This window comes from Agrobacterium sp. S7/73, from assembly GCF_019355535.1.
GTDB classification, from domain to species: domain Bacteria; phylum Pseudomonadota; class Alphaproteobacteria; order Rhizobiales; family Rhizobiaceae; genus Agrobacterium; species Agrobacterium tumefaciens.
Genome location: NZ_CP072136.1, coordinates 1,290,596 through 1,312,515, shown reverse-complemented (window position 1 = coordinate 1,312,515; position 21,920 = coordinate 1,290,596). Strand labels below are relative to the sequence as shown.

Annotated in this window: 22 protein-coding genes; 13 read left to right on the top strand and 9 right to left on the bottom strand. The window is 59.7% G+C overall.

Translation table 11 applies throughout. From position 1 onward, the window contains the following. The first annotated feature begins 131 nt into the window (after nucleotides 1-131). The 4 genes from J5276_RS06510 to J5276_RS06495 all read left to right on the top strand — a co-directional run bounded on the left by J5276_RS06510 (nucleotide 132) and on the right by J5276_RS06495 (nucleotide 4,032). Nucleotides 132-890: a hypothetical protein gene (locus J5276_RS06510; protein WP_162632913.1), complete on the top strand. Its 759-nt coding sequence runs from the start codon at nucleotides 132-134 to the stop codon at nucleotides 888-890. An 88-nt stretch (nucleotides 891-978) separates the two neighbouring features. Continuing rightward, a complete protein-coding gene (locus J5276_RS06505; RefSeq protein WP_003515534.1) occupies nucleotides 979-1,242 on the top strand; it encodes an acyl carrier protein in 264 nt (87 codons plus the stop codon). Continuing rightward, nucleotides 1,239-2,771, top strand: a complete 1,533-nt coding sequence (locus J5276_RS06500) for an AMP-binding protein (protein WP_112154640.1) — start codon at nucleotides 1,239-1,241, stop codon at nucleotides 2,769-2,771. Before J5276_RS06505 ends, J5276_RS06500 begins: the two co-directional genes overlap by 4 nt. Continuing rightward, a complete protein-coding gene (locus J5276_RS06495; RefSeq protein ID WP_162632912.1) occupies nucleotides 2,755-4,032 on the top strand; it encodes a type III PLP-dependent enzyme in 1,278 nt (425 codons plus the stop codon). The genes J5276_RS06500 and J5276_RS06495 overlap by 17 nt, the downstream gene beginning before the upstream one ends. Nucleotides 4,033-4,145: 113 nt before the next feature. Here J5276_RS06495 and J5276_RS06490 read toward each other — a convergent pair whose 3' ends face one another. From J5276_RS06490 to coaD, 6 genes are all read right to left on the bottom strand, one after another. Then, nucleotides 4,146-5,303, bottom strand: coding sequence for an aminodeoxychorismate synthase component I (locus J5276_RS06490; RefSeq protein ID WP_065659339.1), 1,158 nt, complete (start codon nucleotides 5,301-5,303; stop codon nucleotides 4,146-4,148). Between the two features lie 36 nt (nucleotides 5,304-5,339). Further along, nucleotides 5,340-6,470: a tRNA guanosine(34) transglycosylase Tgt gene (gene tgt / locus J5276_RS06485; RefSeq protein WP_003515541.1), complete on the bottom strand. Its 1,131-nt coding sequence runs from the start codon at nucleotides 6,468-6,470 to the stop codon at nucleotides 5,340-5,342. Next, complete coding sequence (gene queA, locus J5276_RS06480; RefSeq protein ID WP_112154639.1) at nucleotides 6,470-7,552, bottom strand: tRNA preQ1(34) S-adenosylmethionine ribosyltransferase-isomerase QueA; 1,083 nt, start codon at nucleotides 7,550-7,552, stop codon at nucleotides 6,470-6,472. The genes tgt and queA overlap by 1 nt, the downstream gene beginning before the upstream one ends. 194 nt (nucleotides 7,553-7,746) lie before the next feature. Further along, entirely contained in the window at nucleotides 7,747-8,256 is a 510-nt protein-coding gene (locus tag J5276_RS06475; RefSeq protein WP_003515547.1) for a peptidylprolyl isomerase, read from the bottom strand. A 36-nt stretch (nucleotides 8,257-8,292) separates the two neighbouring features. Continuing rightward, complete coding sequence (locus tag J5276_RS06470) at nucleotides 8,293-8,862, bottom strand: peptidylprolyl isomerase (RefSeq protein WP_003515549.1); 570 nt, start codon at nucleotides 8,860-8,862, stop codon at nucleotides 8,293-8,295. Nucleotides 8,863-8,891: 29 nt separating this feature from the next. Continuing rightward, nucleotides 8,892-9,386, bottom strand: a complete 495-nt coding sequence (gene coaD, locus J5276_RS06465; RefSeq protein WP_003515552.1) for a pantetheine-phosphate adenylyltransferase — start codon at nucleotides 9,384-9,386, stop codon at nucleotides 8,892-8,894. Between the two features lie 418 nt (nucleotides 9,387-9,804). Between coaD and J5276_RS06460 the strand changes: the two genes are divergently transcribed. From J5276_RS06460 to J5276_RS06430, 8 genes are all read left to right on the top strand, one after another. Next, nucleotides 9,805-9,984 carry a hypothetical protein gene (locus J5276_RS06460; RefSeq protein ID WP_003515553.1) on the top strand — a complete coding sequence of 60 codons (180 nt, stop codon included), beginning with the start codon at nucleotides 9,805-9,807 and terminating at the stop codon, nucleotides 9,982-9,984. Between the two features lie 41 nt (nucleotides 9,985-10,025). Further along, nucleotides 10,026-10,160: a hypothetical protein gene (locus J5276_RS30330; protein ID WP_003515556.1), complete on the top strand. Its 135-nt coding sequence runs from the start codon at nucleotides 10,026-10,028 to the stop codon at nucleotides 10,158-10,160. 270 nt (nucleotides 10,161-10,430) lie between these two features. Then, entirely contained in the window at nucleotides 10,431-12,323 is a 1,893-nt protein-coding gene (locus J5276_RS06455; protein ID WP_112154638.1) for a peptidylprolyl isomerase, read from the top strand. 16 nt (nucleotides 12,324-12,339) lie between these two features. Next, a complete protein-coding gene (gene trpD, locus J5276_RS06450) occupies nucleotides 12,340-13,374 on the top strand; it encodes an anthranilate phosphoribosyltransferase (protein ID WP_013636264.1) in 1,035 nt (344 codons plus the stop codon). A 19-nt stretch (nucleotides 13,375-13,393) separates the two neighbouring features. Then, complete coding sequence (trpC, locus tag J5276_RS06445) at nucleotides 13,394-14,209, top strand: indole-3-glycerol phosphate synthase TrpC (protein WP_003515561.1); 816 nt, start codon at nucleotides 13,394-13,396, stop codon at nucleotides 14,207-14,209. A gap of 7 nt (nucleotides 14,210-14,216) precedes the next feature. Continuing rightward, entirely contained in the window at nucleotides 14,217-14,708 is a 492-nt protein-coding gene (gene moaC / locus J5276_RS06440; protein WP_112154637.1) for a cyclic pyranopterin monophosphate synthase MoaC, read from the top strand. Then, entirely contained in the window at nucleotides 14,709-15,926 is a 1,218-nt protein-coding gene (gene glp / locus J5276_RS06435) for a gephyrin-like molybdotransferase Glp (RefSeq protein WP_111804521.1), read from the top strand. It abuts the gene before it with no gap. A 500-nt stretch (nucleotides 15,927-16,426) separates the two neighbouring features. Then, the gene (locus J5276_RS06430; RefSeq protein WP_003515568.1) at nucleotides 16,427-17,497 is read left to right on the top strand and encodes a GGDEF domain-containing protein; all 1,071 of its coding nucleotides are present in this window, start codon (nucleotides 16,427-16,429) and stop codon (nucleotides 17,495-17,497) included. Nucleotides 17,498-17,593: 96 nt separating this feature from the next. Here J5276_RS06430 and J5276_RS06425 read toward each other — a convergent pair whose 3' ends face one another. The 3 genes from J5276_RS06425 to J5276_RS06415 all read right to left on the bottom strand — a co-directional run bounded on the left by J5276_RS06425 (nucleotide 17,594) and on the right by J5276_RS06415 (nucleotide 20,655). After that, nucleotides 17,594-18,202 carry a pyridoxamine 5'-phosphate oxidase family protein gene (locus J5276_RS06425; protein WP_003515570.1) on the bottom strand — a complete coding sequence of 203 codons (609 nt, stop codon included), beginning with the start codon at nucleotides 18,200-18,202 and terminating at the stop codon, nucleotides 17,594-17,596. A gap of 50 nt (nucleotides 18,203-18,252) precedes the next feature. Continuing rightward, nucleotides 18,253-20,064, bottom strand: a complete 1,812-nt coding sequence (locus tag J5276_RS06420; RefSeq protein WP_019566167.1) for a monovalent cation:proton antiporter-2 (CPA2) family protein — start codon at nucleotides 20,062-20,064, stop codon at nucleotides 18,253-18,255. 222 nt (nucleotides 20,065-20,286) lie between these two features. After that, nucleotides 20,287-20,655: a gamma-butyrobetaine hydroxylase-like domain-containing protein gene (locus J5276_RS06415; RefSeq protein ID WP_003515573.1), complete on the bottom strand. Its 369-nt coding sequence runs from the start codon at nucleotides 20,653-20,655 to the stop codon at nucleotides 20,287-20,289. 85 nt (nucleotides 20,656-20,740) lie between these two features. Between J5276_RS06415 and moaA the strand changes: the two genes are divergently transcribed. Next, a complete protein-coding gene (gene moaA, locus J5276_RS06410; protein WP_162632911.1) occupies nucleotides 20,741-21,838 on the top strand; it encodes a GTP 3',8-cyclase MoaA in 1,098 nt (365 codons plus the stop codon). Nucleotides 21,839-21,920: the final 82 nt, after the last annotated feature.

Here is a 21,920-nt window from a genome sequence, read left to right as displayed (position 1 = left end):
CCCGAAACGACGCCAGATAGCGGGAGCGACCTCTGAGAACCGTACCGATCGACAACGGAAACCGCGTCGCTGCCGTTGCACTTCTGGCGAAAGGTTTTCCGGAAAAGAGCGAGGCTTTCTGGGCGCTCGGCGTGTCCCTTATAAGCGACCATCATCAGCGGCAGGATCTCGGCCCCATCGGGCAATTGCTGATGAAGGGCGACGATGCCGTTGGCGTTCTTCTGACGATACGAAGCCGCCTGGCCGAGACCGGCAGGACAGTCGTCAACCTGTCCAGTTGGTATGTCGAACCTTCCAGCCGCTGGTTTGCACCGCGTATGCTGCAAATGGCGACATCCTCCGAAGAAGACATCTTCACCGATCTCACCCCGTCTCCAGAAGCCTGCAGGCTGAACGAGAGACTGGGGTTCACAACGATAACGAATTGCACGCTTTTTTATCCCCTGCCTTTAAAGGCATTCGGCCCGGCCAGGGTGCGGCTGCGCCCGCTTGCCGAAGTGCCCCAGGGCACGCTGTCTGCCGCCACGCGCGACATGCTGGAAGATCATGCGCGTTTCGGCTGCATCGTGGCGGTCATGGAGGCGGACGGAAGCCATTATCCGCTGGTGTTTTTAAAAACCATAACCAAAAGGCTGCCCTCCGCCCGCCTCATCTATTGCGAGGACAGGCAAGTCGCCCAGAGGCACATTTCGGCAATTGCCCGCCATCTTCTTGGCAAAGGCCGGCTTGCATTGACCATGGCGGCTTCCGATGAGAAGCGAGACGCCGGCGGATTTGCCATACTCAAATCCTCGCCAATACAAGTAAAGGGAGCATGGAACCCACGGTTTATTAACGAAACATATTCAGAATTGGTGTTATTGCCACCCTGGGTATTGGGACGCTCTTAAAAGACGCGCGCTTAAACCTTGCCTGAAAAGAAGAAAATGCGCTTCGGCCGAGACTAGTCCCGACTGCGCGAACGAGCGGAGAATAAGCATGCTTTCAGCGAAACCCAGGGAAGTCGATGTCTCCGAGACCATCTATTCCTACCTCTCGCAGCGTTTCCCGGCTCATGCCCCGTTTTCCGCAGATACGCAATTGCTCGAAGGCGGCGTGATCGATTCGCTCGGTTTTCTCGAACTGATGATCTTTCTCGGCGAAGGTTTCGGCATCGTTCTCAATGATGAACATTTCACCCCGGAAAATCTCAGCACGCCGGCCGATCTGATTGCCTTCGTCACGCAGGAACGGCGCAGATGACAACCCACATCCTGCTGCACCACCTGCTCACCGCGCGGGCGGAAAGCGGCGATGAGGCGCTTGTCTACAAAGAAAAATCACTGAGCTATCGCGAATTTTCCGAAGCGGCCGAACGTTGTGCGGCGGCATTGCAGGAGGCAGGAACGGAGCGCGGCGACCGTGTCGTCATCTTCCTGCCGCGCGGCATAGAGGAATGCTGGTCGATCTTCGGCGTGAGCATGGCTTCCTGCGTCTTCGTGCCGGTCAATGCGCTTTTGAAGGCGCAGCAAATCCGCCATATCGTCGCGGATTGCGGCGCAAAAATCGTCATCAGCAGTGCTAGGATGATGGATGAGCTGAACGCGGCTGTGGAAGACCTGCCCGAAGTCACTGTACTGCTGGCGGAACAAATCGACCGCCGCCCGCCCGTGCCTGCCAAAGTCTCCCCGTCAATTGGCGAGGACCTTGCAGCAATCCTCTACACATCCGGCTCCACCGGCTCGCCGAAGGGCGTGATGCTGTCGCACCGTAATCTTCTGGCCGGAGCGCGCATCGTGCGCACCTATCTGGAGATCACCGGAAAAGACCGCCTTCTCTCCATTTTGCCCTTCAGTTTCGATTACGGCCTGAACCAGTTGCTGACGGCGGTTGAACAGGGTGCGACCACTGTTATCTCCACCTTCAGGCTCGGCGACGACATTGTCAGGGACTTGCGCGACCATGCCATCACCGGGCTTGCCGGCGTACCAACTGTCTGGGCGATCCTGACGAGGGCCGCGCCGTTGCTGGCGAAAACGCCGCTGCCGCAGTTGCGATACATCACCAACTCCGGCGGACGCGTGCCGCAGGAAACCGTGAGGGCGTTGCGCGAAAAGCTGCCGGGAACGAAAATCTATCTGATGTATGGCCTGACCGAGGCCTTCCGCTCCACATTCCTGCCGCCTGATGAAATCGACCGCCGCCCGACTTCCATCGGCAAGGCTATCCCGGAATGTGAAATCTTCATCGTCACCGCCGAGGGACAGAGGGCAAAACCGGGTGAGCCCGGCATTCTCGTCCATCGCGGCCCGACCGTGTCGCTGGGTTACTGGAACCGGCCGGAAGATACCGCCAAGGTGCTGCGCCCTCACCCTTTCATTCCGGCTGCACGCGGCGGCGAGACCGTGTGTTATTCCGGCGATCTGGCGGTGGAAGACGAGGACGGCTTTTTCAGTTTCGTTGCCCGCAACGATGCGATGATCAAATCGTCAGGCTATCGCATCAGCCCGACCGAGGTGGAGGAAAGCCTGATGTCGACTGGCCTTTTCCAGCAGGTCGCCGTCATCGGCCTGCCGGACCCCTTTGCAGGCGAGAAGGTGCATGCCGTGGCAACCGCCGCCAACGAAAATATCGATGTTTCCGCAGCTCTCAAAAAAGCCGCCGAAATGCTTGCCCCCTTCATGATTCCGCGCGCCATCGAACTGGTCGACCGGCTTCCGGTCACGGCCAATGGCAAGGTGGATTACCGCGCGCTGGTGCGCGAACGGACGGATAATGGCGCCCACGGATAAACCCCAAAGCCACGGCCCTGCCCTTGCCGCCGCGCAATTCGCAGTCGACGAAAACGATCTTGTCATCGGCGGCCTTGCCGTGCGCGATATCGTCGCTGAGACCGGAACGCCGTGCTTCCTCTATGACGCCAGCGCCATGCGCCGCGCCTATCGCAATCTCGCAACCGCGCTCAGTGGTTTTGCCGATATCTACTATTCGGTGAAAGCCAATCCCCTGCCCGCCATCATCTCGCTTTTCCGTGAAGAAGGCGCTGGCGCGGAAATCGCCTCCGTCGGTGAATATCGCGCCGCCATCAAGGCGGGCATACCGCCGGAAAAGATCATCTTCGCCGGCCCCGGCAAGCGCCAGGCCGAATTGCTTGAGGTGATCGAGAGCGGCATCGGCGAAATCCATATCGAGAGCGCCGAGGAAATTGCCCGCATCGAGGCGATCGGCAGGCCGGTCAAGGCTTCGATCCGCATCAATCCGGTGCCGGATGCGCAGGCAGGCGCCATGCGCATGGGTGGCAAGGCCACCGCCTTCGGTTTCGACGAGGAAGAACTCGAAAACGTCCTGCCGCTGTTCAGGGACATCAGGCATATCAATCTCGTCGGTGTCCATATTTACGGTGGCACGCAGATCCTCGATGCCGACATGCTTGTCTCCCAATGGAGACACTCCATTTTGCTTGCAGCGCGCATGGCCGAAATGCTCGGCAGGCCACTTGAAACCATCGATCTCGGCGGCGGTCTCGGCATCCCCTATTTCGCCGGGGAGACGCCGCTCGATCTTGCAGCGGTCAGTGCCGCCATTCCCGATCTCAAGGCCTTGATGCATACGCATCCGCTGATTGCGAATGCTCATATCATTGTCGAACCCGGCCGCTTCCTCGCCGGTCCAGGCGGCATCTATGTGGCGGAAGTCAATTCGGTAAAGACCTCGCGCGGCACCACATTCGTGGTGACGGATGGTGGCATGCATCACCATCTGGCAGCCTCCGGCAATCTCGGCCAGATCGTCAAGCGCAACTACCCCATCGTCGCACCGGCCATGATGCAGGCAGACTATGAGGAAACGGCAACCATAGTCGGCCCGCTCTGCACACCGCTCGACACGCTGGCACGCAATGCGGCCCTGCCGAAGCTGAAGGCTGGTGATCTCCTGGCAATCCTGCAATCGGGCGCCTATGGCGCCACCGCCAGCCCTTCGGGTTTTCTCAGCCATCCGGCTGCGAAGGAAGTGCTGGTGGAGAATGGTGCGTTTGAGGTGATAGGGCGCTGAGGATGTGTGGTCGCGAAACCCGTACCCGGTTTTCCTAAGGGCACACTTTTGGCTGCTTACCTCGGAGCCTCCTCCAACCTCCCTCATTCCTGTGCTTGTCACAGGAAAGGAGATCACCCCCGTAACAGCCTGTCCCCAACCGCAAACTTGGATTTCAGCAGACACTCATCATATTCCGCCTCGGCATCCGAATCGAAAACGATGCCGCCGCCGACATTGAAGATCGCGCGGCCGCCATCGAACAGGGTCAGCGTGCGGATCGCCACCGAAAAACGCATTTCTCCATTCGGAGACATGAAACCGATAGCACCGCAATAGGCGTCGCGCGGCATCTGTTCCAGTTCGCGCAGGATCTTCATCGCCCACATTTTCGGCGCGCCGGTCACCGAACCGCAGGGAAAAAGCGCCGCGAAAATATCCTCCACCGTCACATCAGGCAAAAGCTTCGCGCGCACATGGCTGACCATCTGGTGCACGGTGGGATAGGTCTCGATATCGAACAGTCGCGGCACATGGAGGCTGCCGACCTCGGTGATGCGGGAAATATCGTTGCGCAGGAGATCGACGATCATGCGGTTTTCGGCAAGCGTCTTTTCATCCTCAAGCATCGCCGCGATGATCGCCCGGTCCTCTTGCGCATTCGCACCGCGCGGCGTCGTTCCCTTCATCGGATGGGTTTCGATGAAACCTTCCCCGTCAACTGAGAAAAACAGTTCCGGTGAGCGCGACAGGATCACCGGTCCACCGAGATCGACCAGCGCGCCATATTTAACCGGCTGGCGCTCAACCAATGACCAGAAAGCCGTGAGCGGATCGCCGCTCCAGCGAGCATGAACGGGCATCGTCAGATTACCCTGATAACAGTCGCCGCGACGCAGATGCCCGTGCAGCCGCTCGAAGCGCTGGCAATAGTCTTCAAGGCTCCATGCGGGCGCGGGATCGGCCAGGAACGCATCGGCATCCGGCAGACTTTCGGGCCGCGCAAATCGCCCCTCATCCGGTTGTGGGCCGGAAAAGACGCCGAAGCGAAGGAACGGCACGTTGCGAGGCTCGGCAGCAAAGTCCGCAAGTTTCGGCTCGAACAGGAAACCCGCCTCGTAGGACATATAGCCGGCAAGGTATTTCCCGGCGCGGCGCAGCTGCTCCATGCGTTTCAGCGCCGCGAAAAACGCCTCTGGCTCATCCGCGACGATGATCTCCTCCGGCTCGGTGAAGGCTGTCACCGTGCCGGTCGTGTCATCCCGGAAAAGAACGTAAGGCGCATGTGCCAAGGAAAGCGTCCGAACAGGAGAAAGGGTCGGGAAAAATCAGATCGGGTCTATGTCGCCCCGCGCCCACATCTCTATGGTTTCCGCATAAAAATCAGCGAAACGGCCTTCCTCGATCGACTTGCGGATACCCTGCATCAGCTCCTGATAATAGGCAAGATTGTGCCAGGAGAGCAGCATGCCGCCCAGCGCCTCGTTGGAGCGCGTGAGATGATGCAGATAGGCGCGGGAATAATCACGCGAGGCGGGGCAGTTTGACTGCTCATCGAGCGGCCGCATATCCTCCGCATGGCGGGCATTGCGGATATTGACCCTGCCGCGACGGGTGAAGGCAAGCCCGTGACGACCGGAACGGGTCGGCATCACGCAGTCGAACATGTCGATGCCGCGCGCCACCGATTTCAGAATATCGTCTGGCGTACCGACGCCCATCAGGTAACGCGGCTTTTCGGTGGGCAGCACCGGCAGCGTGATGTCGAGCATGCCCAGCATCACATCCTGCGGCTCACCGACGGCAAGGCCACCGACAGCGTAACCCTTGAGATCAAGCTGCTTCAGCCCTTCGGCGGAGCGAATGCGCAGGTCCGGCTGGTCGCCGCCCTGCACAATGCCGAACATGGCCTTGCCGGGCTGTTCACCGAAGGCGACGCGGCAACGCTCCGCCCAGCGCAGCGACATTTCCATGGCGCGCTCGATTTCCTTGCGCTCGGCCGGCAGCGCGATGCATTCATCGAGCTGCATCTGGATGTCCGAATCAAGCATGCCCTGAATTTCGATAGAGCGTTCCGGCGACATATGGTGCAGCGAACCGTCCACATGGCTCTTGAAGGTCACACCCTTCTCGTCCAGCTTGCGCAGGCCGGAAAGCGACATGACTTGAAAACCGCCGCTGTCGGTGAGGATCGGATGCGGCCAGCGGATAAGCTCATGCAACCCGCCAAGCCTTGCCACGCGCTCCGGGCCGGGCCGCAGCATCAGGTGATAGGTGTTGCCGAGAATGATATCGGCCCCGAGCTCGCGCACCTGGTCGAGATACATGGCCTTGACAGTACCGACAGTGCCAACAGGCATGAAGGCAGGTGTGCGGATGACGCCGCGCGGCATGGCGACTTCGCCAAGGCGGGCGCCGCCGCTCGTGGCTTTCAGGGTAAAGGTGAATTTGTCGTGCATCAGTTCTTCCGGAACAACAGGCTGGAATCGCCATAGGAATAAAAACGGTATCCGGTTTCGATGGCATGCGCATAAGCGGCACGCATCGTCTCGAGACCGCAAAAAGCCGAAACGAGCATGAACAGCGTCGATTTCGGCAGGTGGAAGTTGGTCATCAGAATATCGACCGCGCGGAAACGGTATCCGGGCGTGATGAAGATGCCCGTCGCGCCCGACCATGGCTGAATGACGCCATTCTCATCAGTGGCGCTTTCGATAAGCCGCAGCGAGGTGGTGCCGACAGAAACGATCCGCCCGCCGCGCGCCTTGACGGCATTGAGCTTTGCCGCAGTCTCTTGCGAAACATGGCCGATCTCGAAATGCATCTTGTGATCGTCGGTATCGTCGGCCTTAACTGGAAGGAAGGTGCCTGCCCCAACGTGAAGTGTCACGAAATGTCGCTCGATGCCGGCTTCGTCCAGCGCCGCAAACAGATCGGGCGTGAAATGCAGGCCGGCAGTTGGTGCGGCAACGGCGCCCTTCTCGCGGGCATAAATTGTCTGGTAATCGGTCTGGTCCTGCGCATCTTCCGGGCGCTTCGCGGCAATATAGGGCGGCAGTGGGATATGGCCGACGGAGGCGATCGCCTCGTCCAGAACAGGTCCGGAAACGTCGAACAGCAGCGTGATCTCGCCCTCCTCACCCTTTTCCTCGACGGTGGCCTCCAGATGGGCAAGGCCGCAGGCACTGTCGCGCTCGTAACCGAACCGGATGCGGTCACCCTGCTTGATGCGCTTGCCCGGCCGCGCGAAAGCCTTCCAGCGCGACTGGTCGGCGCGCATGTGCAGCGTGGCTGAAACTGCCGTTTCAGGCGCACCTTCGCGCAGCCGCACGCCTTCAAGCTGGGCTGGAATAACGCGGGTGTCGTTGAATACCAACGCGTCGCCGGGCTTCAGGAAGGAAGTCAGGTCGGATACGATGCGGTCTTCCATGTGGTTCGCATTCGGATCGACCACGAGAAGACGCGCACTATCGCGCGGGTTCGCCGGGCGAAGGGCGATATTGTCCTCGGGGAGATCGAAATCGAACAGGTCTACGCGCATTGCAATGGCTCTCGAAATATCAAAACCCGCCCTGCATGGCATGGGGCGGGTGGTGGGTGATGACAAGGCTTCCGACTACACTCGAAGTCATCCTCGGCTTGTCCCGAGGATGAGGTCTGAGAGGTTAACGCCATCATCAATGTGAAACGCCCCGCAGTTTCCTGCGGAGCGGGTAAACACTTTATACGCTATTATCAGGCCGCCGAAGCAAGCTTCATCGAAACGATCGAATCGGGGTCCTTCACAGGCTCGCCGCGCTTGACCTTGTCGATGGCTTCCATGCCTTCGATGACCTGGCCCCACACGGTGTACTGCTTGTTCAGCCAAGGCGAATCGGTGAAGCAGATGAAGAACTGCGAGTTGGCGGAGTTCGGGCTCTGCGAACGGGCCATCGAGCAGGTGCCCCGAACGTGCGAAATAGCCGAGAATTCAGCCTTGAGGTCAGGCTTCTCGGAGCCGCCCATGCCGGCGCGGGCCGGGTTGAAGCTTTCCGAACCCTTCTTGCCGAACTTCACATCGCCCGTCTGGGCCATGAAGTCTTCGATGACGCGGTGGAACACGACGCCGTCGTAAGCGCCTTCCGATACCAGTTCCTTGATACGGGCAACGTGGCCCGGAGCAACTTCCGGAAGCAGCTGGATCACGACCTTGCCGGTCGTCGTTTCCATGATGATGGTGTTTTCCGGATCCTTGATCTCGGCCATGATTATTCTCCTCTGTTCGGGCTCTATTGCCCTACCTTACTTCTTGCCGACGGTGACCTTGATCATCCGGTCGGGGTTGGAAACTTCGCCGTTGCCGCCGGCGCCACGCTTGATCTTGTCCACGGCTTCCATGCCGGACACGACCTTGCCGACCACGGTGTACTGGCCGTTCAGGAACGGACCGTCGGCAAACATGATGAAGAACTGCGAATTGGCGGAATTCGGATCGCTGGAACGGGCCATGCCGACAACGCCGCGCGTGAACGGTGTCTTGGAGAACTCAGCCGGAATGTCGGCCAGGTCAGAGCCGCCGGTGCCGGCACGCTGGGCGTTGAAGCCCTTCTCCATGTTGCCGTACTGCACGTCGCCGGTCTGCGCCATGAAACCGTCAATGACGCGGTGGAAGGCCACGTTGTCATAGGCGCCCTTTTTCGCCAGCGCTTCAATCTGCGCCACGTGCTTGGGCGCGACTTCCGGCATCAGTTCGATGACGACGGGGCCGTCCTTCAGCTGGACGGTCAGGAATTCGGCAGCCGAAGCGAAGGTGCTGGCGGCAAGCGCGCCCGCAAACAGGGCGCCGGCAAAGGCAAATCGAACGAGTTTCATTGGATTGGCTCCGGAATGTGAGGCTGAAGTCAGCGCTTCAGCTTGGCGTTGAGGGCTTCAAGCACGGCTTTGGGAACGAAGGCATCCACATTGCCGCCCATGGCGGCGATCTGCCGGACCAATGTGGCTGTAATGGGTCGCGACGACGTACCCGCCGGCAGGAACACGGTCTGTATATCAGGTGCCATCTGGCGGTTCATGCCGGCCATCTGCATTTCATAATCGAGATCGGTGCCGTCACGCAGGCCGCGCAGAAGAAGGCGCGCGCCATGTTGACGGGCTGCATCGACGACCAGATTGTCGAAGGAAACGACCTCAACGCGCGCCGCCTCACCGGGCAGGCTTTCAGAAAGCGCCCGGCTTATCAGCGTCGCCCGCTCCTCGAAGCTGAACAGCGGTGCTTTTCCGGGATGGATGCCGACGGCGACGATGACTTTGGACGCCACGTTCAGCGCCTGGATAAGCACATCCAGATGTCCGTTGGTCATCGGATCGAAGGATCCTGGATAAAAGGCAATCGTCATATCGCTCTCAAGTGGTGGGCGTTATGTGCCGCCTTTTGTCACGGAGATGGGCGCGGCGCAAGACTTTTACAACCCGGACGCCCTCCCGGTGCGGTCTGAACAACGGATGAATGCGCCGTTCAGTGCGGTTTCAGGGCTCATTTATATAAATACACGGCATCGGGAAACCGAAATGCCCCTCACCTCGTTAAGCCCCCGGAGAAATGAAAATGCTGGCCTTTATGATCGTCTTTTCGGTCATCGCATCATTCGCAGCCGAGTATCTTTTCCTCGAATGAGGCCAGTCGCCGGTTTCCTGAACGCCAGATGAACAAGCCATTCAAGGAAGTTTCACAGGCGCGATGCTAATCGATTTTTAAGGTTGACGCGGAACATGATTGGACGTGGCGCGTTAATATCAAACCAAAGGAACAGACAGATGTTTGTAAGAGAAAAACAGTCTACTTCGGCGAAAATCAGCGTCATCAGCACCGCCTGGACAGTACTGGTCATCGCAATGGTAGCAACAACGTTTAGCCTTTATGATCAGAAGCCTGCTGCCCAGGGACCGGACTATCCACAGATGACCGCCCGCTACCAGTCCATGACCTATTACTGATGAGGAACTAGGATTTCCTCGCCACCAACGGAGATGATATCATGTTCACATTCCTGACACTGCTTCTTGCCCTGATCAGCATTATGTTCGTGACGTCAATGATCTCCGCCGTCGCCGAGATGCGACGTGAAGACGAGGAATTCAAGGCCTCGGTAAGACGCAACCGCGCGTTCTGACCGCAACCATCAGACTTAGCCGTGTTTCAGAATATGATTCTCCGCAACCGCCTGGACGCTCCGGGCGGTTTTATTTTGCCGCCTTAAGGGCCAGTATGGCGAAGATGAAGGCGTAAAAACCTAGCCCCAATCACATAAGCGTTTTCAAAACCCCGTTTTTCCAAGCCAAATTCCCTTCAATTTCCCATTGGATTGATTTAAGGAACGCCGATACGTTGCGGGCCGGACGGCTGGCGACCGCAATGACGTTCCTGTGAGGTTTGCATAACGATGCTCGATTCCCTGAGAAATGCTTCTCGAACCATGGCAGCCAAGCTGCTGCTTCTCCTGCTTGTTGTTTCGTTTGGCGTCTGGGGCGTCTCCGCATCACTCGTCACCTCCAATTCGCATGCGGTCATGACCGTCGGCGACCAGACGGTCAGCCCGCAGGAATTCCGCCTCGCCTATCAGCGTCAGGTTTCCGATCTCAGCCGCCAGTTCGGCGCGAGACTGACGACCGAACAGGCCAAGGCCTTCGGCATCGACCGTCAGGTGTTCAGCCAGCTTGCGGCGGGTGCCTCGCTGGATGAACTGGCGTCGAAGATGAATCTCGGCCTTTCGGAAGACCGCCTCGCCAATCTCATCGCCGAAGACCCGGCATTCAAATCGGTTAATGGCCAGTTCGATCGCACCCTGTTCACCGAACGGCTGCGCAATTCCGGCCTGCGCGAAGACGACTATATCAAGGAACGCAGCAAGGTCGCGGTCAGAAGCCAGATCGTTGAAGCCGTTTCCGATGGTTTCAAGGCACCGCAGGTACTGGTGGACGCACTCAAGCAATACCGCAACGAACAGCGCTCGGTCGATTACGTCATCCTGTCCAACGCCGTCATTGCGCCGGTCAAGGCGCCGGGCGACGACATGCTTGCGCCCTGGTTTGAAACCAACAAGGCGAAATATCGCGCGCCCGAGTTCCGCAAGTTCACCTATGTGAAGCTGGAACCATCGGACATTGCCGATCAGGCTTCGGTGACGGATGCGCAGATCGCCGACTATTACAACAGCCACAAGGACAGCTTCCGCACCGCCGGTCGCCGCACCGTCGAGCAGCTGACCTTCCCGGAAAAGGAAATGGCAGAAGCCGCCGCGGAGCAGATCCGCCTCGGCAACACCACCTATGATCAGGTGGTTAAGGATCAGGGCAAGACCGCCTCCGACGTGACGCTTGGCGAATTCACCAAGGACACGATCCCCGACCAGTCGATTGCCGATGCTGCTTTCGCCGTCCAGAAGGATGGCGGCGTGTCTCCGGTCGTGGCAGGCTCCTTCGGCCCGGTCATCCTGCGCATCACCGGCATCAAGCCGGAAACCACCCGCACGCTGGAAGAGGCGAAAGAGGACATCCGCAAGGACCTCGCCACCGCTGCTGCAGCCGAAGAAGTCACCAATGTGCATGACCGTTACGAAGACCTGCGTGCCGGCGGCTCCTCGCTTGCAGATGCGGCAAAGCAGCTGAACCTCAAGCCCGTCACCATCGACGCCATCGATGCCGCCGGTCTTGATGAAAAGGGCGACGCCATTCAGGACCTGCCCTCGCCGCAGCTTGCCCAGGAAGTCTTCAAGACCGAACCCGGCACCGAAGCCCTGCCGATCAATCTTGGCCGCGAAGGCTACATCTGGTTCGACGTCGATCAGATCGTCCCCGCCCGCGACCGCACGCTTGCCGAAGTGCGCGACGATGTCGTGGCCGACTGGACGGCAGAGCAGCAGCGCACAGCGCTTGCTACCAAGGCCGACGAGCTGAAGGCACGCGTTGAAAAGGGCGAGACACTGGCAGCGGTGGCTGGCGAACTCGGCCTTGCCGTCGAGCAGAAATCCGGCCTGCGCCGCACCAGCGAGGACGCGATTTTCGGTCGCCAGACGATTACGGCGGTATTCTCCGGCGCTGAAGGCATGACAGGCACAGCGGCAGACGCCGATGGTTCCAGCCGCATCCTCTTCAAGGTCACGGCAGTCGACACCAACGCGCCTGCCGATGCGCTTGCCAATGACGATCAGCAGTTCACCGCCATCGCCCGCGCGGCCGGCGACGACATGCTCGACCAGATGGTCAACCGCCTGCAGAACGACTACGGTGTGACCATCAATCAGGCCCTCGCCGATCAGGCGATGGTCGGCTTCTAACCGGGGGGCGGAAACGATGGCCGAACTGAAACCGCTGATCGCAAAGGTCGCAAACGGGGAAAGCCTGAACCGTGAGGAATCGCGGGCCGCTTTCGACATTCTGATGTCGGGCGAAGCAACCCCGTCGCAGATCGGCGGTTTCCTCATGGCACTGCGCGTGCGCGGCGAGACGGTGGACGAGATTGTCGGCGCCGTCTCCTCGATGCGCGCACGCATGCTGCCGGTTTCGGCCCCCGAAAACGCGATCGACATCGTCGGAACCGGCGGTGACGGCATCGGCACCTACAATATCTCGACGCTCGCCTCGATCATCGTTGCCGGCACGGGCCTTCCCGTTGCCAAGCACGGTAACCGGGCGCTAAGCTCCAAATCCGGCACGGCAGATGCGCTGTCCGCACTCGGCGTGAAGCTGGATATCGGCCCTGACCTTATCGCCCGCTGCATCAGTGAGGCAGGACTCGGCTTCATGTTCGCGCAGCTGCACCATTCCGCAATGCGCCATGTCGGTCCAAGCCGCGTCGAACTTGGCACGCGCACCATCTTCAACCTGCTCGGCCCGCTTTCCAACCCGGCGGGCGCGAAGCGCCAATTGCTCGGCGTCTTTTCGCCGCGCTGGCTGGTGCCACTTGCCGAAGTGCTGCGCGATCTCGGCTCGGAGAGCATCTGGGTCGTACATGGCGACGGCATGGATGAAGTCACGACGACAGGCGTCACCCATGTGGCGGCGCTTGAAAACGGCAAGATCCGCACCTTCGACCTGACGCCGAAGGATTTCGGTGTTGAACCCGCTTCCATGGCAGACCTCAAGGGTGGCGACGGCATTGCCAATGCAGCGGCACTTCGCGAGGTTCTGTCCGGCAAGCGCAACGCCTATCGCGACGTATCGCTGTGCAACGCCGCGGCAGCCCTCGTCATTGCCGGCAAGGCCGAAACGCTTGGCGAGGCGATGACGACCGTGAGCCAAGCGCTCGATAGCGGCGCGGCGGCAGCAGCGCTCGACCGCCTGGTCGCCGTCTCCAATGAAACAGTCTCCGGGCAGGCCGACCACTAAAAGGAATGAGAGCGAAACCATGAGCGACATTCTGAAAAATATCGAGATCTACAAGCGCGAGGAAATTGCCGCCGCCAAGGCCAGGGTTTCACTTGCCGATCTCAAGGCGATGGCCGCAGGCCAGACTGCGCCGCGCGGTTTTTACAAAGCGCTGCGGACAAAGCAGGCTGAGGGCAAATTCGGTCTGATTGCCGAAATCAAGAAGGCCAGCCCCTCCAAGGGGCTGATCCGCCCGGATTTCGATCCGCCGGCACTGGCCGCCGCCTATGAGGCTGGTGGCGCCGCCTGTCTTTCCGTGCTGACGGACACGCCGAGCTTTCAGGGTGCGCCGGAATTTCTGACGGCTGCCCGCAATGCCTGCGCGCTGCCTGCGCTGCGCAAGGATTTTATGTTCGATACCTATCAGGTGCATGAGGCCCGCGCCTGGGGCGCGGACTGCATCCTGCTCATCATGGCGTCTCTTTCCGACGATGAGGCGAAACGCCTTGAAGACGAGGCTTTTTCACTCGGCATGGACGTACTGGTCGAGGTGCATGATGCGGAAGAAACCGAACGGGCGCTGAAGCTCGCCTCGCCGCTTCTCGGCATCAATAACCGCAATCTGCGCACTTTCGAGGTCAGCCTCGAAACCAGCGAGAAACTGGCTGGCCTCGTGCCCGCCGATAAGCTGCTGGTCGGCGAAAGCGGCATCTTCACCTATGAGGATTGCCAGCGCCTCGAAAAGAGCGGCATCAGCACCTTCCTCGTCGGCGAAAGCCTGATGCGCAAGGACGATGTGACAGCAGCTACCAAAACCCTGCTAACCGGCCAATCCGGCGTTCTGGCGGCGGAATGATGCGCCGATGAGCGAGGCGACAAAGCTCACCCATATCGATGCGAGCGGCGAGGCACATATGGTCGATGTCGGCGACAAAGCCGAGACCGTCCGTATCGCTGTTGCCGAAGGCTTTGTGAAGATGAAGCCGGAAACGCTGACGCTCATCCGCGATGGCAATGCCAAGAAGGGTGACGTCATCGGCACAGCCCGGCTCGCGGGCATCATGGCAGCCAAGCAGACGGCAAACCTCATTCCGCTCTGCCACCCGCTGATGCTGACCAAGGTTGCGGTGGACATTACCGAAGACGCTGCCCTGCCCGGCCTGCGGGTGGAGGCCATGGTGAAGCTCTCCGGCAAGACCGGCGTGGAGATGGAGGCGCTGACCGCCGTGTCCATCGCCTGCCTGACCATTTACGACATGGCCAAAGCCGCCGACAAGGCGATGGAGATCGTCAATATCCGCCTTCTCGAAAAGAGCGGCGGCAAGTCGGGCGATTTCCGGCGACAGGAGACCTGAATGAAGCCACTGCTGCCCGTGGATGAGGCCGTAACGCGTCTTCTGGATGCGGCGGTTCCTGTGGTTGACAGTGAAACCCTTCCGCTCGCCGAATGCGATGGCCGCGTCCTTGCGGCTGACCTTGCGGCGCGTCTGACCCAGCCGCCTTTCGATGCCTCGGCCATGGACGGCTATGCGCTGCGCAGTGCCGATGCGCCACAAATCGGGTCAGTCCTCACCGTCATAGGCCAGGCTGCCGCAGGCCACGCTTTCGCGGGCACGGTGGGTAAAGGCGAGGCCGTGCGTATCTTTACCGGCGCACCGGTGCCAGCGGGTGCGGATGCCATTCTCATTCAGGAAGATGCCGAGCTTCTCGGCGAGGGCAAAATCCGCACCGCTTTCGACATCACCGCCGGGAGACACATTCGCCCGCGCGGACAGGATTTTGCCGAGGGCGACACGGTTTTGAAGTCCGGGCGCGAACTCGGCTTCACCGATCTCACCGTTGCGGCGGCGATGAATCACGCAACGCTTGCCGTCTATCGCAAGCCACTGGTCGCCATCCTTGCCACCGGCGACGAATTGCTGCCGCCCGGAAGCACGCCCCTTCCCGCCCAGATCATCGCCTCGAACACCTTCGGTGTCGCCGCACTTGTGCGGGCAGCCGGTGCGGAGGTTCTCGATCTCGGCATTATACCCGACAACGACACGTTGATCCGCGCCGCCATCGGCAAGGCTGTCGTGGCAAAGGCCGATGTGCTCGTGACGCTCGGCGGCGCCTCTGTCGGCGACCATGATCTCGTTCAGGCGGCGCTTAAGGCCGAAGGCATGCAGCTCGATTTCTGGCGCATTGCCATGCGTCCTGGAAAACCGCTGATGGTGGGCGCCATCGATGCCATGCAGGTTCTGGGCCTGCCAGGAAATCCAGTCGCGAGCCTCGTCTGCGGCCTGCTGTTCCTCGAGCCACTGCTCCACAGAATCGCCCGCCGCATTCCGCCGCAACGCGTCACCACAGCCCGAACCGCCACACCGCTGAAGGCGAACGATCACCGGCAGGATTATCTTCGCTCCCGTTTCAGCGCCGATGACAACGGCGCTCTGGTGGCGCAAGCCTATGCCAAACAGGATTCATCCATGATGAACATACTGGCACATTCAGACGGCCTGATCGTGCGCCCGCCAAATGCGCCGGCAGTTGACGCAGGTGCGGAATGCTCGGTGATACGGCTTAGAGCCTGACGGGACATATTCCGGCGGCGCACAAAACAACGCATTGTTTCAAAATCTTGCGCAATTTCCACCGCAAGTAGTCACAGAAATGAGACGGGCTGCAGCCACTCCTGTTGAGACGACGTAATAAAAACTGTAACGTTGCTGTATCCGGACATGCGCGAAGAAGTTCGTTGCTTATAAGCGGCGTCTTGCCAGATGAAAAACTCCGTGCCTCAACCATCTCCCGATTATCACCCTGCGTTGTTGTGCCGAAATAAATCACCCTAAAATCACTATCGGGATTGACAGAATAAATACGAAGCTGGCACCAAGACGAGCAGTAGAAATCAAAAAATTCCGGAACTTCCTCGAAATGAGAATTACTTATAATTATCAGCTAAATAAGATAAAAATTGCCGAATATCAAATTTCAGGGAACAAAAATTAGTTTCCCATAAATTAAGCTTTTCAAAACGGCCTACATAATAATAATCATAGTCGATAAGCAGACTCACTGGAGTTTCTTGATGAACACGGCATCCACGCCCAAATCCACGGGGCCCGACATCGCCGGGCAGATTGCCTACGCCATGCGGAGCATGGGTGTGTCGCCGATCCCGCGCAACTATAGCCTTTTTTACGAAGCCTATATCGGCTCGAACCCGGCGCTGACGAGGGATCTGGCGGCACTGGGAAACCGGGTGACGCAGGAGGATCTGGACGAACTGTCCTCACGGTACGGGGAAGGCAATCCCACGGCCTCGATCGACGACGCGCATGAGAAGCTGCGGCGTGAACTGGAGGCACTTCTCGGAACGCTAAGGCGCGAACAGTCCTCCATCGAGAACTACAACAGAATTCTCGGCGAAACCCGCCAGCGCATTGACGACAAGACCGTATCGAGCACCAATATCCTGAAAAATGCGGTCTCGCTGCTGGCCGAGGCCACCGGCTCGAAAATCATCGATGGCGAAAAGGCGTTCAACGACGTCAACCGCCATGCCGAGGAAATGCAACAGGTGCGTCTGGAGCTGGATGAATACAAGCGCATCGCCAATACCGATTCGCTGACGCGCCTTTCCAACCGTCGCGCTTTCGATGACAGGCTGGCCTCCGTCTACAACAGCTCCATCGGCCTGCAATATACGACGCTCATCCTGCTCGACATCGACCATTTCAAGCGGATCAACGATACGTTCGGCCACCCGGTCGGCGACAAGATACTGGCCACCGTCGCCTCCGTCATCCGCGCCAATGTCCGCAAGGACGGCTTCGTCGCCAGAAGTGGCGGCGAGGAATTCGCCATCATTCTTGATGGCAACACGCCGGAAGAAGTCATGGTGATCTGTGAGCGCATCCGCCTGTCGCTGGAAAGCACGCCGTTCCGCAATTCAAGATCGGGCGCCGACTACGGTACGGTGACGATCTCGATCGGCTTCGCCTCCGCCTCTCAGGCAAACAATCCGGGCGAACTTTACGGACATGCCGATATGGCACTTTACCACGCCAAGGAAACCGGCAGGAACCGTTCCGTCATTTACGAGGACGGCATGCAGAAGAACTATATCGGCAAGAACTGGCTGATTTATCGGACGTGAGAAGGATGGCGCCGGTTAGGGAGCATAGTGAATGCAGTGCTCCCTCCGCCCTCACGCCCTGTTACGTGAGCACCTGTTGCTGCGGCAAAACACACGTCACCACATGGTCTTCGCCGCCCGAACCGCCCATTCGCGGTCATAAGTCTCCTGATCGAACTCCGCCTTGGCGGCTTTGAGCAGGCTGCCGGGTGTGGGCAGTGACGCGGGTTCCACGAAGTTGTCGGGGTTCCACAGTTCCGAGCGCATCAAGGCCCTAGCGCACTGGAAATAGACCTCGTCGATTTCGACCACAATGACGGTGCGCGGGTGTTTTCCGTCCATTTCGAAGCTCTGCAGCAGATCGGGTGCGACCGAAACGACAGCGCGGCCGTTGATGCGCATCGTTGTATTCGAGCCCGGGATCAGGAACATCAGCGCCACGCGTGGATCGCGGACGATGTTCAAAAGCGAATCGACGCGGTTGTTGCCGCGCCAGTCGGGCAAAAGCACCGTCCTGTCGTCGGCCACCCTTACCACACCGCCCTTGTCGCCGCGCGGCGAACAGTCCATGCCTTCCGGCCCGACAGTCGCCAGCGCCAGAAATGGCGAAGCCTCGATCATCTGCCGGTATTCGGCGGTCAGCGTGGCTGTCACCTTCGCGATAGATGCCTCGCTTGTGCCATCGTAAATGGCCTTCAATTCCTCAACCGTGCGAATGACCGTCATTGTCCGCTCCAACTCCTGCAATCAATCTGCCCCCCATAAATCAGGGCGCGTTATTCCTCTGCCGCTTCCGCTTTTTCCCGCTCCGCCCGTTCGCGCGCGGTGCGTGCAGCAACGAGGTCCGCCGGCTGGGAATTGCCGCGGATCAGCGACCGGCCCGCATAAATACCGCCGACGACTTCCATCGCGAAACGTTCCTCGTCGCGGTCGCGGAACTCCTCCACCAAGCGGGCAGCATCTTCCCGCTCCTCGCCCATGGCTCCAAGCACTTCCTCGCTGAAATTCATCGCCGATTCCAGCGTCTCGCGGATCTGGTAATCCACGCCGGCCTTCACAAGATCGATTGCGTGGCCACGGTCATAGGCACGGGCAAGAACGGGAACCAGCGGAAACTCATGCTTGACGATCTCCGCGATCCGCACAGCGGCTTCCTTGTCGTCGACGCAGATCAGCACGGCACGCGCGGTGCTTGCCCCGGCGGCATGCAGGATTTCCGCGCGTGAGCCGTCGCCATAATAGACCTTGAAACCGAATTCCGCAGCGTCGCGCACAAAGTCGGCATCCTTGTCGATCAGCGACAGCGTGTAGCCACGCGCGAGAAGCGGCTGGCTGACAATCTGGCCGAAACGCCCGAAACCGATCAGCAGAATGCTGCCCTCGACATTTTCCGGCACATCGAGATCATCGGTTTTGGGAACGGCCGCCGGCACCAGCCGGTCGTGCAGAATGACCATCAGCGGCGTCAGCACCATCGAGATGATGATGGTCGCCGTCAGGATGGCGTTGGCTTCGCGGTCGAGTATGCCGGCGCTGACAGCGGCGGAATAGAGCACGAAGGCGAATTCGCCACCCTGCGCCATCAACACAGCCCGCTCCAGGCTTTCGCGCCTGGTGGTGCCGAGCGCCCGCGCCACGCCGTAGATCAGGAATGCCTTGAGCAGCATGTAACCTGCGACGCTGACGACCACGAGCTGCCAGTTCGATGCAATGACGGCAAGATCGATCGCCATGCCGACGCCAAGAAAGAACAGGCCGAGCAGAATGCCGCGAAACGGCTCGATATCCGCTTCCAGCTGATGGCGGAACGACGATTCGGACAGGAGCACACCAGCAAGAAACGCGCCCATCGCCATGGAAAGACCGCTGACCTGCATCAACAGCGCCGAACCGAGCACCACCAGCAGGGCCGCGGCCGTCATTACCTCGCGCGCACCGGACGCCGCCAGCAGGCGGAAGAACGGGTTGAGAAGATAACGCCCGGCCAGAATGAGCGCGCCGACGGCGGCAAGCGCGATGCCGACGGAAATCCAGCGCTCCGACGGTGTGACGTGCTCGCCACCAGCACCGAGGAAGGCAACGAGCGCCAGAAGCGGCACGATGGCGAGATCCTCAAACAGCAGGATGGCGATGATGCGCTGGCCCTTGAGGCTGGACATGCTGTTGCGTTCCTGCAGCATCTGCATGACGATTGCCGTGGAAGTCAGCACGAAGCCGGTACCGGCGACGAAAGACATGATGAGCGGAAAGCCGAGACTGACGCCAACCATCGTCAGACCCGCCATACAGACCAGCACCTGCAGCGCGCCAAGCCCGAAAATATCCTGCCGCATGGACCACAGCCGCGACGGTTGCATTTCAAGGCCGATGATGAAAAGGAACATCACCACGCCGAGTTCGGCGATATGAAGGATCGCCTGCGAATCGGAGAAGAAACCGAAGCCATATGGCCCGATCACCAGGCCGGCGGCCAGATAACCCAGCACCGAACCGAGGCCTATGCGCTTGAAAATCGGCGCGGCCACCACGCCCGCCGCCAAAAGCACGACCACCTGGGCCAGATCATTCCCGTTCGCTTCGACCGCCACACATCACCCCGTTTAAATTGATAGAACGAGGGTGTTCCCTCCCTCACTTCCTAGCGCATCAGTATGAAAATCGAAAATGATTTTACAGATGGACGATGCGCAGATTCAACGGGTTATTTGTCCATAAGGCATGCGGGCTTCAGATGCCGCTGCCCTTCTCCCCTCATTCCCGTGCTCGTCACAGGAATGAGGGTGGGGAGTATTCGCAGGCCTTGCGCCCGCCTACCGCGACAGCGGTTCCCTGCTCAAGCCCTTCTCGGCGAGCTGTCGCTCATAATCGGCAAACGATGCGTCGCCGGTCTCTCCCAGTTCCTTCAGATATCTCCAGGTGAAGATGCCGCTGTCATGGCCGTCGTCGAAGACGATGCGCACGGCATAATTGCCCGTCGCCATCATGGAGCGGATCGTCACGTTGCGCTTGCCGGGAACAGTGACCTTCTGGCCTGGCCCGTGGCCCTGCACTTCCGCGGAGGGTGAAAGCACGCGCAGCATCTCGGCACCGAGCCGATAGACGCTTCCATCATCGAAGGAAACGGTCAGTTGCCGCCGGTCTTTCGACACAAGCAGTTCAGTCGGCCAGGCATCACTCATTTTTCACTTCCGCAAGCTCGTCTTATGCGTCAGAATTACGGACTTGCCTCGCGATAGGCAAGTCACTACATCACCTGTAAAGCACATGCCCGGCAATCTTGTGCCCGGCGCATCGCGCAGTGAGGACGGAGACGTGAACAGTTTCCCCGGATCGCTCGAAAGAGCGCAGTCCCTGACGGAAAACAAAGCACCGATGGTGGACCCTTTCGGCCGGTCCATAACCTATCTGCGCGTTTCCGTGACAGACCGCTGCGATTTCCGCTGTACCTACTGCATGTCCGAACACATGACCTTCCTGCCGAAGAAGGACCTTCTGACGCTGGAGGAACTCGACCGGCTCTGTTCCGTCTTCATTCAACGGGGCGTGCGCAAGCTGAGGCTGACAGGCGGCGAGCCGCTGGTGCGCAAGAACATCATGATGCTGGTGAGGAACCTCGGCCGCCATATAGGCACCGGCGCGCTGGATGAGCTGACGTTGACCACCAACGGTTCGCAGCTTGCGAAATTCGCCGCTGAACTCGCCGATTGCGGCGTGCGGCGCATCAACGTCTCGCTCGATACGCTGGACCCGCAGAAATTCCGCGAGATCACCCGCTGGGGCGATATCGACCGTGTGATGGAAGGGCTGGATGCCGCGCAGGCCGCCGGCATCAAGATCAAGCTCAATGCCGTCGCGCTGAAGGACTTCAACGAGACTGAAATTCCCGAGCTGATGCGTTTCGCCCATGGTCGCGGTATGGACCTGACTGTCATCGAGACCATGCCGATGGGCGAGATCGAGGAAGATCGTACCGATCGCTACCTGCCGCTTTCCAGGCTGCGCGCCGATCTGGAACAAAACTTCACGCTTGTTGACAACGACTACCAGACCGGCGGCCCTGCCCGCTACGTGACGGTGAAGGAAACCGGTGGCAGGCTCGGTTTCATCACACCCATGACCCATAATTTCTGCGAAAGCTGCAACCGCGTCCGCCTCACCTGCACCGGCACGCTCTATATGTGTCTCGGGCAGGACGATGCCGCCGACCTTCGCACGGCGCTGCGCGCTTCCGACAGCGACGCCTATCTCTCGGGCGCCATAGACGAGGCCATTCTGCGCAAGCCGAAAGGGCATGATTTCATCATTGACCGCACCCACAAGCGCCCCGCTGTCGCCCGCCATATGAGTGTGACCGGCGGCTGAACCTGTTTCTCGTCCACCCACCCATTTAAGCGGTTGAAATGCCGGCTTGGCCGTGTCAGGTCTCTTGGCATGGAGGAATGCG

Bases quoted from the DNA above. Each gene is read 5' to 3' on its own strand.
- J5276_RS06415 (WP_003515573.1), bottom strand. From the start codon at position 20,655: ATGAGTGATGCCTGGCCGACTGAACTGCTTGTGTCGAAAGACCGGCGG.
- trpC (WP_003515561.1), top strand. From the start codon at position 13,394: ATGAGCGACATTCTGAAAAATATCGAGATCTACAAGCGCGAGGAAATT.
- J5276_RS06455 (WP_112154638.1), top strand. From the start codon at position 10,431: ATGCTCGATTCCCTGAGAAATGCTTCTCGAACCATGGCAGCCAAGCTG.
- trpD (WP_013636264.1), top strand. From the start codon at position 12,340: ATGGCCGAACTGAAACCGCTGATCGCAAAGGTCGCAAACGGGGAAAGC.
- tgt (WP_003515541.1), bottom strand. From the start codon at position 6,470: ATGCACGACAAATTCACCTTTACCCTGAAAGCCACGAGCGGCGGCGCC.
- J5276_RS06475 (WP_003515547.1), bottom strand. From the start codon at position 8,256: ATGGCCGAGATCAAGGATCCGGAAAACACCATCATCATGGAAACGACG.
- J5276_RS06495 (WP_162632912.1), top strand. From the start codon at position 2,755: ATGGCGCCCACGGATAAACCCCAAAGCCACGGCCCTGCCCTTGCCGCC.
- glp (WP_111804521.1), top strand. From the start codon at position 14,709: ATGAAGCCACTGCTGCCCGTGGATGAGGCCGTAACGCGTCTTCTGGAT.
- J5276_RS06425 (WP_003515570.1), bottom strand. From the start codon at position 18,202: ATGACGGTCATTCGCACGGTTGAGGAATTGAAGGCCATTTACGATGGC.
- J5276_RS06505 (WP_003515534.1), top strand. From the start codon at position 979: ATGCTTTCAGCGAAACCCAGGGAAGTCGATGTCTCCGAGACCATCTAT.
- moaC (WP_112154637.1), top strand. From the start codon at position 14,217: ATGAGCGAGGCGACAAAGCTCACCCATATCGATGCGAGCGGCGAGGCA.
- J5276_RS30330 (WP_003515556.1), top strand. From the start codon at position 10,026: ATGTTCACATTCCTGACACTGCTTCTTGCCCTGATCAGCATTATGTTC.
- J5276_RS06470 (WP_003515549.1), bottom strand. From the start codon at position 8,862: ATGAAACTCGTTCGATTTGCCTTTGCCGGCGCCCTGTTTGCGGGCGCG.
- J5276_RS06460 (WP_003515553.1), top strand. From the start codon at position 9,805: ATGTTTGTAAGAGAAAAACAGTCTACTTCGGCGAAAATCAGCGTCATC.
- queA (WP_112154639.1), bottom strand. From the start codon at position 7,552: ATGCGCGTAGACCTGTTCGATTTCGATCTCCCCGAGGACAATATCGCC.
- J5276_RS06430 (WP_003515568.1), top strand. From the start codon at position 16,427: ATGAACACGGCATCCACGCCCAAATCCACGGGGCCCGACATCGCCGGG.
- J5276_RS06500 (WP_112154640.1), top strand. From the start codon at position 1,239: ATGACAACCCACATCCTGCTGCACCACCTGCTCACCGCGCGGGCGGAA.
- moaA (WP_162632911.1), top strand. From the start codon at position 20,741: ATGCCCGGCAATCTTGTGCCCGGCGCATCGCGCAGTGAGGACGGAGAC.
- coaD (WP_003515552.1), bottom strand. From the start codon at position 9,386: ATGACGATTGCCTTTTATCCAGGATCCTTCGATCCGATGACCAACGGA.